Annotated in this window: 10 protein-coding genes; all 10 read right to left on the reverse strand. The window is 41.4% G+C overall.

Features of this window, described 5'->3' with window-relative positions:
- Positions 1-170: 170 nt before the first annotated feature.
- On the reverse strand, positions 171-446 hold the full coding sequence (locus V7K15_RS11745; RefSeq protein ID WP_292792418.1) for a ubiquitin-like small modifier protein 1: 276 nt from the start codon (positions 444-446) through the stop codon (positions 171-173).
- Between the two features lie 88 nt (positions 447-534).
- Positions 535-1839, reverse strand: a complete 1305-nt coding sequence (gene thrC, locus V7K15_RS11750) for a threonine synthase (RefSeq protein WP_334905678.1) — start codon at positions 1837-1839, stop codon at positions 535-537.
- A 787-nt stretch (positions 1840-2626) separates the two neighbouring features.
- Positions 2627-3991 (reverse strand): tRNA (N6-isopentenyl adenosine(37)-C2)-methylthiotransferase MiaB, encoded by a 1365-nt coding sequence (gene miaB / locus V7K15_RS11755; protein WP_334905679.1) that lies wholly within the window; start codon positions 3989-3991, stop codon positions 2627-2629.
- Between the two features lie 28 nt (positions 3992-4019).
- Positions 4020-4601 carry a Uma2 family endonuclease gene (locus V7K15_RS11760; protein WP_334905680.1) on the reverse strand — a complete coding sequence of 194 codons (582 nt, stop codon included), beginning with the start codon at positions 4599-4601 and terminating at the stop codon, positions 4020-4022.
- Between the two features lie 112 nt (positions 4602-4713).
- Positions 4714-6195: a carotenoid oxygenase family protein gene (locus tag V7K15_RS11765; protein ID WP_334905681.1), complete on the reverse strand. Its 1482-nt coding sequence runs from the start codon at positions 6193-6195 to the stop codon at positions 4714-4716.
- A gap of 1 nt (position 6196) precedes the next feature.
- The gene (locus V7K15_RS11770; protein ID WP_334905682.1) at positions 6197-6502 is read right to left on the reverse strand and encodes a hypothetical protein; all 306 of its coding nucleotides are present in this window, start codon (positions 6500-6502) and stop codon (positions 6197-6199) included.
- Positions 6503-6532: 30 nt separating this feature from the next.
- Entirely contained in the window at positions 6533-6727 is a 195-nt protein-coding gene (locus V7K15_RS11775; RefSeq protein ID WP_334905683.1) for a type II toxin-antitoxin system HicB family antitoxin, read from the reverse strand.
- Positions 6728-6795: 68 nt separating this feature from the next.
- Entirely contained in the window at positions 6796-9306 is a 2511-nt protein-coding gene (locus V7K15_RS11780) for an NACHT domain-containing protein (protein WP_334905684.1), read from the reverse strand.
- The gene (locus V7K15_RS11785) at positions 9303-9470 is read right to left on the reverse strand and encodes a hypothetical protein (protein WP_334905685.1); all 168 of its coding nucleotides are present in this window, start codon (positions 9468-9470) and stop codon (positions 9303-9305) included. The genes V7K15_RS11780 and V7K15_RS11785 overlap by 4 nt, the downstream gene beginning before the upstream one ends.
- A gap of 12 nt (positions 9471-9482) precedes the next feature.
- Positions 9483-9626, reverse strand: a complete 144-nt coding sequence (locus V7K15_RS11790) for a hypothetical protein (protein ID WP_334905686.1) — start codon at positions 9624-9626, stop codon at positions 9483-9485.
- Between the last annotated feature and the right edge of the window lie 118 nt (positions 9627-9744).

Consider the following 9744-nt stretch of genomic DNA (forward strand, 5'->3'; position numbering starts at 1 on the left):
TAGGGGTGCGATCGCAGCGAAATAACTGTTTTTATTGAGAATGCACCTCTTTAATTGAGAATTAAAGCCCGATCTAACAAAATCGCATTGCTCCCGTCTTTGACTGGGAATGAGGTAATCTTGCAAAGGTTTATCTAGTCAGGCTTCTACTTTATTTGCTATTTTCTGTATTAACCACCGGCGACAGCTGGGACAATACTTACTTCATCCCCATCTTTCAGGGTTGTATTAATACCATCTAAGTGTCGGATGTCTTCGCTATCGACGTAAAAATTTACAAACCGACGTAGTTTGCCTTCTTCATCGCACAACCGCGATTTAATACCAGGAAAGCTTTGTTCTAAAGAGTCCAACAACTCAGCAATGGTGCTACCGTTGGATTCTAGAGTAGCTTGATTATTAGTAAAACTCTGAAGAGTCGTAGGAACTAAAACTTTTACAGCCATAGAAGTACAAAGTGAAGAATGAAGAGTGAAAAATAAAATTAAGAGTAAAGAGTTATGAATAAAAAAACTCATAACTCATAACTCATAACTAAACGAGGACTTGTTGCCATTCCAAGCGATCGAGAGTACGCGATCGCTCCAAAGCCCGTTCAAAACTATCGAGTTTGGCATCAATAGTCAAGGGTTCGCCAACATAGCCTTGGATTGCTTCTTGGGTTTTCAGACCATTGCCGGTGATGTAAACCACGGTAGTTTCATCTGGATCAATTTTGCCAGCTTCTACCAATTTTTTCAGCACGGCAACGGTTGTTCCACCAGCCGTTTCTGTAAAGATACCTTCGGTTTCTGCCAGCAGCTTGATGCCATCAATAATTTCTGCATCATTCACTGATTCAATATTACCACCAGTCTTCTGAGCTAACTCCACAGCATAAATGCCATCTGCTGGATTGCCGATCGCTAGCGATTTCGCAATGGTATTCGGTTTGACTGGCTTAATAAAGTCGCGTCCTTCTTTGAAGGCTTGGGCGATCGGTGAACAACCTTCAGCTTGAGCGCCACTGAAACGGACATTCTTGCTTTCAACCAAACCAACTTCTATAAATTCTTGGAACCCTTTATAAATTTTTGTAAATAGGGAACCCGAAGCCAAGGGAGCAACAACATGATCAGGTAGTTCCCAGCCTAGTTGTTCGGCAACTTCAAAGCCTAGCGTCTTGGAACCTTCAGAGTAATAAGGACGCAGATTAATATTGACAAAACCCCACCCGTATGTATTAGCAACTTCTGAACAGAGACGATTTACTTGATCATAGTTGCCCTTCACTGCCATCAGGGTGGGACTATAAATCAGGCTACCGATAATTTTACCAGCTTCTAAATCTGCGGGAATGAACACACAGCAATCTAAACCGGCGTGAGCTGCGATCGCAGCTGTAGAATTTGCCAAGTTACCAGTGCTAGCGCAAGAAACAGTAGTGAAACCCAACTCCCGCGCCCTAGAGAGGGCAACTGATACTACCCGATCCTTGAAGCTAAGGGTGGGCATATTAACCGCATCATTTTTTATATAAAGCTTATTTAGACCCAGGCGACGCGCAAGACGGTGGGAACGAACTAAGGGAGTCATACCAGTTCCCACATCTATAACATTGTCAGTTGCAACAGGCAAAAAGGGACGGTAGCGCCAAATTGAATTGGGACCGGCTTGAATTGTTTCACGAGTCACAGTTAGGCGTAGGGCGCTGTAGTCATACTTAACTTCTAACGGTCCAAAGCATAACTCACAAACATTAGTGGCTTTGAGTTCATATTCTGCACCACATTCCTTACATTTCAGGGCTTGAAAGTAGGCAGTGCTGGCTTTGGTTTGGGTTGTGATTGCCTGAGTCATAAACTAGCTTTCCCTGTTTGTCTGTCAACTGTTGCCTGAATAGTAACACGAGCAAAAATACCAGTCAAACATACCCGATAAAAATTGTCGGGTATGTTTAGTATTGAAAGGAATGATTTTTGTAAAATCTTGATGTCAGTAATGCCTGGAATTAGTATTTACACTTAGATTTTATATATTATCAAACAAGGGAATAGCTGAAATTATTCAATTCTACAGTGGTAATTCAGTTACTAATGACCAAACTGGAACTACGGCAGCCACAGATGTGACTAAGTATGTAGATGCTGTGACTGGAAAGGTTGCACCGGGTATTCAAAGAACGTTACCTATACCAGCGATCGCGCAACAGACTAATAATTTAGGACTTACGCATTGACAGAAAAGCCAAAATAACAGGTATAGTTTTCAGGGCTTGTAGCTAGATTTTTCAATCATATTTTGGCGATGCCTGCGGCGGGCTGCGCCTACGCCAGTAATCAAAAGTGACCTCCAAAAGCCTGAAACAACGTATTTACGTTAATACACAAGATGATTATTTTGTACAGTGCGTAAGTCCTATAATTTAGCTGCGTCTTTGCCATTAATAAATCAAGCTACTTATACTTCTCGATACCCAGATTGGGGATATTCAAAGTGATGGTCTTCATAAGCTTTAATAGTCAGGTTTTGTCCTTATACCAATTCTAGACATAGGAGTGAAAAACAATTGTTTTGACGTAGCACTGCTACGTCAAAACAAGGGTTATGGATAACGCATATTTAATTTCACCAGATGTCTATTTTCTCAGACAGATAAAGCTTGTCTCACTTCAACTGGTTCAGCTGTCAAACTAAAAGGGCGAACTTCGGTAATTTTTACCTTGACTAACTGTCCTTGCAATTCTTTGATGTCGCCACTGAAAAATGTCAGACGATTACCGCCAGTGCGTCCCATCACCTGGGTTTGATCTTTGGGATTTTGGTCTTCTACTAAAACGGATTCAATGCGTCCAAAGTAACGTTGCGATCGCTCTGCTACTTTCAAGTTTACTAAATGATTCAGCCTTTGCAGGCGATCGCTTTTAATTTCTTCACTCAGTTGATTGTCCCACAAAGCCGCAGGTGTCCCTGGACGCGGCGAATATGCTGCTGTATTCAACATATCAAAGCCAATATCTTCCACCAGTTTCAGAGTATTTTCAAACTGTGCTTCTGTCTCCCCAGGAAAACCCACAATCGCATCAGCACTAATTGAAGCATCTGGCATATACCGCCGAATGATATCGATAATCCGGCGGTATTTCTCATGGGTATAACCCCGCGCCATCGCTTTTAAAAGTTCATTATCCCCAGATTGAAAGGGAATATGGAAGTGTTTGCAGACTTTGGGCAACTCAGCACAAGCCTTAATTAATCTCTCTGTAAAATAACGGGGATGGCTGGTAGCAAATCTTAACCTTTCAATTCCCGGCACATCATGCACATAATAAAGTAAATCTGTAAAGTTGTGCAAATGCCTACCTTCTGGCGTTGTTCCAGGCAAATCTCTGCCGTAAGCGTCAATATTTTGACCGAGTAGAGTAACTTCTTTGTAACCTTGGCGTCCTAATTCTTCTATTTCAGCCCGGATAGCTGAGGGTGTACGAGATTGTTCGACACCTCGCACGTTGGGAACGACGCAATAGGTGCAGCGTTCGTTACAGCCGTAAATTACATTTACCCAAGCTGTGACTTTACTATCCCGTCGCGGCTGGGTGATATCTTCAATAATATGAACGAAATCGGTTGCCACAACTTGGTTGCCGTCAAACACTGACTCTAGCAAATCTTTAAGACGGTTGGCGTGTTGTGGCCCCATTACCAAGTCTAATTCTGGGACTCGCCGCAATAGCGCTTCCCCTTCCTGCTGGGCAACACAACCAGCAACGATGAGAGTTAAATTAGGCTGCTCATGTTTACGCTTTGCCTGTCTGCCAAGGTAGGAATATACCTTTTGCTCGGCATTATCCCGAATTGTGCAAGTATTGTAGAGAATCACATCTGCATTATTCGGATCTTCGCACGACTCAAACCCCATGTCTTCTAAAACGCCAGCCATGCGCTCTGAGTCAGCTTTATTCATCTGACAACCGAAGGTAGTAATGTGGTAATGGCGTTTGGAAGTGGTCATGTTGCTTAGTTAACCAGTTAGAGTGAGGTTATTCTTTAGCCTCAAAGTCAACTTTATCATAAATATCTGATAGAGGGATTTGAAATTGAATAGAGGATAGTGTTAAAATACTATTCTCTTGTTCATACTCTGAGAAAATCCATTTATTTTCGTCAGTTTTAGAATACTGTTCTACATGATTTTTGTATTGATCAATCAGAACATATTCCTGAAAACTGGGGATGGTGCAATAAGCCGCAAATTTTTCATCTCTATCATAGCTTCTGGTAGATTTGGATAGCACTTCACAAATTACTAAGGGATTAGTAATTGTATCTGTACCTCCCTCAGAAAATTCTAATGAACCTGCAACAACCATTACATTAGGATATGTATGAATTCGCTTTTTGGGAATCCATAGACGTTGATCGGCGACGAATACTCGATAAGGTTGTCGCTTCAAAGCAAAATTCAGGGTTGCACTCAGATTACCAGCTATTTGGTTGTGATTTGGTGTTCCACCTGTCATGGGTATAATTTCACCATCTATATATTCATGACGATACTCGGAAATGACTTCTAGTTCTAAGTATTCTGTGGGAGAATAATGGTGTTTTTCTTGTAATTGCATAGGGCAAGGCTCTTTGGGATTTTTGATTTTGCATTGACCAGATGCGAAAAATTTATGTCTGATCAATGCTATTCGTTTTTACTGTAGTGTTGTTTTTTAACGCTCCAGGTAGCTAAGGGAAACGCAGAGGTAACGCAGAGGCTGGGTTCCAAGTGCCGTGGAAGCTGTGGGGGATGACGCTGGGTAATCCTAGTTTGCAAACTGGTTCTGTGTCTAGGCGATCGCTATCAAACACCCAAACTTCGCTACTATGAGAATTACCATCGTAGACAACGGTTAACACCCAACTTTGTTCAGGGTTTTGGGCGTCTTGGGCGTGGATGGGTTCGGAAGGATAGCGATTTTCTCCTAAGTCTGCTTCGGTGAGGGTTTCGGTTTTATAGTCGAAGCGGGCGATCGCACCAAACAATTCTTCACCTGTATCTGTTCCTTGGCGCATTAATGATACATAAGTATAGCGCCAAGGTTGCCCAACTTGCGATCGCTGCACTACCGGAAACTCACACCTGCGGTTGATAACTTCTTGCGTTGCTGTCACTTTAGCAGTTTGAGGATTGAGACGCACTTGCCATAATCTTCCTTTAGGAACTGTGTGTGTCTCACCAGTTGCGATTTCTCTGAGATATTCATTAGTTTGTTGAAAATCTGAATATCGCACCACGTCCAGAATCACAGAACCGTCTTCATCTTCATAGCCATTGCCAAAATGCCAATTAAACCAGGGATCGGTTTCGCCACGACTAACTAAGGATAAGTTTTCGCGATCAAAGATTAACACTTGGGTTCCTAACTGAGGTTCCCACAACAAAGATTCACTAAAGGTAGTCATGCCTAGCATAAGTGACAGCATTTTCATCCGCATCGGTGGCATGAAAAACACCAGATACCTTTGAGTTAAAACAAAATCATGCATTATTGAGTAGCGATCTAGCTTAAAAGCAGCTTTTTGGATAATTTTGCCAGTCGGTTGGCGCAGCCCGCCGCAGGCATCGCTTTTGTAGAGATTCAGTTGTACAGAACTTCCTATACTGATTCCAAAGTTAAAAATCTCTCCTGTGTCTGGATCGCGCTTGTAATGAGCAGAATAAGGTAATCCATTGTCCAAAGCACCTAAATCATCTAATCCCTTCGTTTCTAAAGTTTCCAAGTCAAGGGCATAGGGATTTGTTGCTTCCCATAAAGCCAACAGCTTATCAGGTAAAGCCAACACTGAGGTATTCGCTGCATTTTTCATTTGTTGTCCCCAGCGCTTCCAGATCGGCCCTGGGGTGTGCATACCATAAACACCATAGAGGAACCTATCTGCTTTAGTTTCAGCTTCATATTCTGCTGTTTGCACATAGCGATAAACTCCAGTGACTCCTGCATCAGTGAAATGGACGCCGAGAATTGCTCCATCTCCATCAAACCAGTGTCCCACGCAATCGTCACCGCGTTCTAGCCGTGCCGGGCCATTGCGGTAAAGTGTGCCACGCAAGCCATCTGGGATTTTGCCAGAAAGGATTGGCAGTTGGGTAAGAGGAAATTCTTTTGCCGGTTCAGCGATCGCACCTGCCCAGCCTTTTTTTATTGACTTTTTCTCGATGGTATGCATCTTAAATTAGTGTTCGATAATAGTGAAGATGAAAAACAACAACTTGTCCATTCCTAGCTACAAGACTTCCTGTAATCACAACAGCTTCAGGGTTTATTACAACAACTGCAACGTTTCTAACTACAGCTTGAGCATTCATAACACAAGTTGAAATTGTAGTCACAACAGCTTCTATTTTACTTATAACAATTGGAGTTGTACTAACTACAGCTTGAGCATTCATAACACAAGTTGAAGTTGTAGTAAAAACAGCTTCTATTTTACTTATAACAACTGGAGTTGTAGTAACTACATCTGGAGCATTCATAACAAAAGATTAAGTGTTTGTTACAAAGACTTAATCTTTTGTTATGAATGCTTTGAGCGTAGCGACTTCAGCAAGCGAGAACTCTTCTAAATACAGTTCCGTTGCTTCCTGCAAATTAGCGTAGGCGTAGCCCGTCGTAGACATGGCTTCTTCTACCGTCTCTCCTTGGCTGGCGGTTCGCACCTCTGGACATTCAGCTAGATAAACATCCTCTTCCCAATGCAAGATTGGTGTAAAGGTTTGAGTTTTTGTATTCTTAGCCTGTTGTAATCAACTCAATTTTCTATTGTTGCTTAACCACTTGGAACTAACAACAATCGCGCCTCAATCGCTTCCCAGCTTTGGGGTGACACCTGCACTGCTGCTTGTTTGCACTGGATAATAAGATGATTAGCGTAGAGATAATCGCCGAGTGCTTTCACTTCTTGCTCAGATAAGTTGACCATTTCTTGCGTGAGATTGAAAGCATTAAATAAAGTTTTTTGGAGGTGTTCAGCAAATACCAGATGCGGTTTTTGTAGTTGTTGATCATCAGTAACTTTAGCTCTCAGTGCTTCTAGTCGAGCAATCAGCACAGTAAAGTTGATGTTATTGAAGATTTTTAATTTTCCAAGTTCACGAGAGTAATTGATCGCTTTGGTGATGTCGTTGGCGTTGACGTTGGCGATGTCGTTGGCGTAGGCGATCGCGTAGGCATAGGCATAGGCTCTGGCGTTAGCATAGGCACTGGCGTTAGCATAGGCTCTGGTGTAGACGTAGGCGTAAGCGTAAGCGATGGCGTTGGCGTTAGCGATCGCGTAGGCGATGGCGTTGGTATTGGCGATCGCATTAGCAATGGCGTTGGCGTTGGCGATGGCGTTGGCGATGGCGATCGCAGCTGCACGTTTACTCACAGGCTTATAATTACCTTCAGATCCAACTGTTACCTGTTCTGCCCAGTTTAATAACGCTTCCAACTTCGGTGTATTAATGTATTTTTTTACTTCGGTTTCCATCAACAACAGTAGCTCATCTGCACCACCCCGCATTAACCCAGCTACCAGCAAAAACACTTCTTTCCAGCGTCTATCTATAAGATGTTCAGTAACTAATTTCTCAACTTGGCGATAGTCATCAATATATTGTGCTGTTAAATATTCTTGTAGTGTCAGATGAGAAAACCAGTAGATATCCCTTGCTCGTTCTACTAAAATTCCCTGCTGAATAGTTATAGTATCGAGAACTGCCTCGGCGTCTAAATCTTTGGGTGCATTGTCGTTATTGTCCAGAAACTCTTTTATTTGACTCACAAGTTCTTGGTGAGATAAGAATAGCCGTTGTGATTTAAAGGTGTGACATGCAATCTCAGTTAGCATAATTTTCTCTAAATCGATGCCAAGCTGACGATAAAGGGGAGCGGTTTGAAGGCATTTTTCCGCCGCCCATTTTTTGAGTAATATATCTAAAGCATCACTGTAAACTGTAGCTCGGTTTTTAGGCAAGTCTTGAGATTCGGCATACACCAAACAGAGAAAAGTTAATAATACAGGAGTTCTAGCTAACTCTTTAGTTGATTCTTGGTTTTTAATTAACTCCCAGCAATTATCACCAGTTTCGGCTTTTCTATCTACCTCTGAAGAAAACCAATTTTGAATAAACAACTGAATTTGAGCATCATCAAAATCTGCGATTGCAATTTCCATCAAATTCCTAAACTGCGATTTATAAGCAGCAGTCCGGCAAGATATAATAAACCTATTTTTTTTGTATTGCTCAAGAAAAATTTGAATTTCCCTAACTAATAAATCCCTGTTTACAGTTGGTACTTCATCCAAACCATCCAGCAAAATTAATAACTTACCTTGTTGTAAAGCTTTGGTAGTAAATTCTGCTTCAAAGGGCAACTGACACAACCGCATTTCTTGCTTGATAGCTTCTTCAAGATTAATTTCTCTATCAGTCAATAGTTTTAATTCAATGAAAACCGGAATACATTCATGTTGTAATTCACCAGATTTTCCCTTGAGTGCTTCTAATCCTATCTTCCGCAAAAATGTAGACTTACCTGCACCTGCTGCCCCAAGTACCATCAGATATTGCTGCTGATTTACAACTTTAATCCCTTTTTGCTGATCAACATCTTCGGGCTGAAATCCACGTTTTCCAGCTTCGCAAAAAAGATTGTCTAAAGCTTCAATTGATTCCAATCGCCAAATATCACTTGGCTGCAAATATTGCACAGCTATGTAGATTGAATCCAAATCTACAGGCTGTTGCATTCCCAATATTTGCAACTTGTTATGGCGCTTGTGGTAGTTAATAATATATTGCTCAGATGCTTGATAAATTAATTTTCTGGTTTTCTCATCTAAAGGGGGGTCAAGTGTGTTTATATAAATCTCAGCAAAATGTTTAACCCCTGCATCTGGTGCAACTTCCGGCACTGCAATCAGCTGATTTAAAGTCACATAGTTAACTCCAGATAGTGCTAATGAGCGCAAAATCGCATCAGCCGAACCTTCTACAACCACGACGCCGCTGAGTGCATCTCCAACAGGTTTCAAAGAAAGTTGTTCGAGTTCTTCGATAGTATCACCTAGCACCTCGGCTAGTTGGGTTTTACGCTGATCAATTAATGCCTGTTGCTCAGCCTCAGATGATGTAAATTCCTGAGGTTTCAACGATGAATTGCTAGTATTTAATCTAATTTGATTTTCGTCCCCTAAACTGATAATTGCTCGAATTACTTTATTTCCCTTAGCTTCCATCAAAACTTCCTTAAGCAGAGGGTCAATTTTGGCAATTTGACTTTCGTTAAGTTTCATAGGGCTACGATTACCTTAATTAAACCTTTACCTTGGTGTTCTTTGTAATGTCTCAAATCTTTACAACTTGTGAGCAATGCGTCAATTAAATTCAATGCTGGAATTTGCTTACTATACTTCTCTAAGATTAACGCTGCTATACTATAAAAGATTGGGGTTGCCATTAAAGTTACGTCCTAAGATTCATAACCACTACTTTGAACTGATGAATAAACTCCTTTCCCAGAAGCAACCAAATAAGGAACATCTTCCAACCAGTCTTTAATTTGTTGGTATATTGAATTTTGTTGCCAAAAATTTCCAACTTCTGCAACTTGCACGTTACAACTTTCCGGTGTAAATTTTTACAGCAGTTTGCGATCAAATTCACCACAAGAAGAGCTATCTAATAGGCTCAAAAAACAGACCACAATGATTAAACCAATTTAGAGCATTTTC

This window comes from Nostoc sp. (assembly GCF_036919815.1).
Classification (GTDB): Bacteria; Cyanobacteriota; Cyanobacteriia; order Cyanobacteriales; family Nostocaceae; genus Nostoc.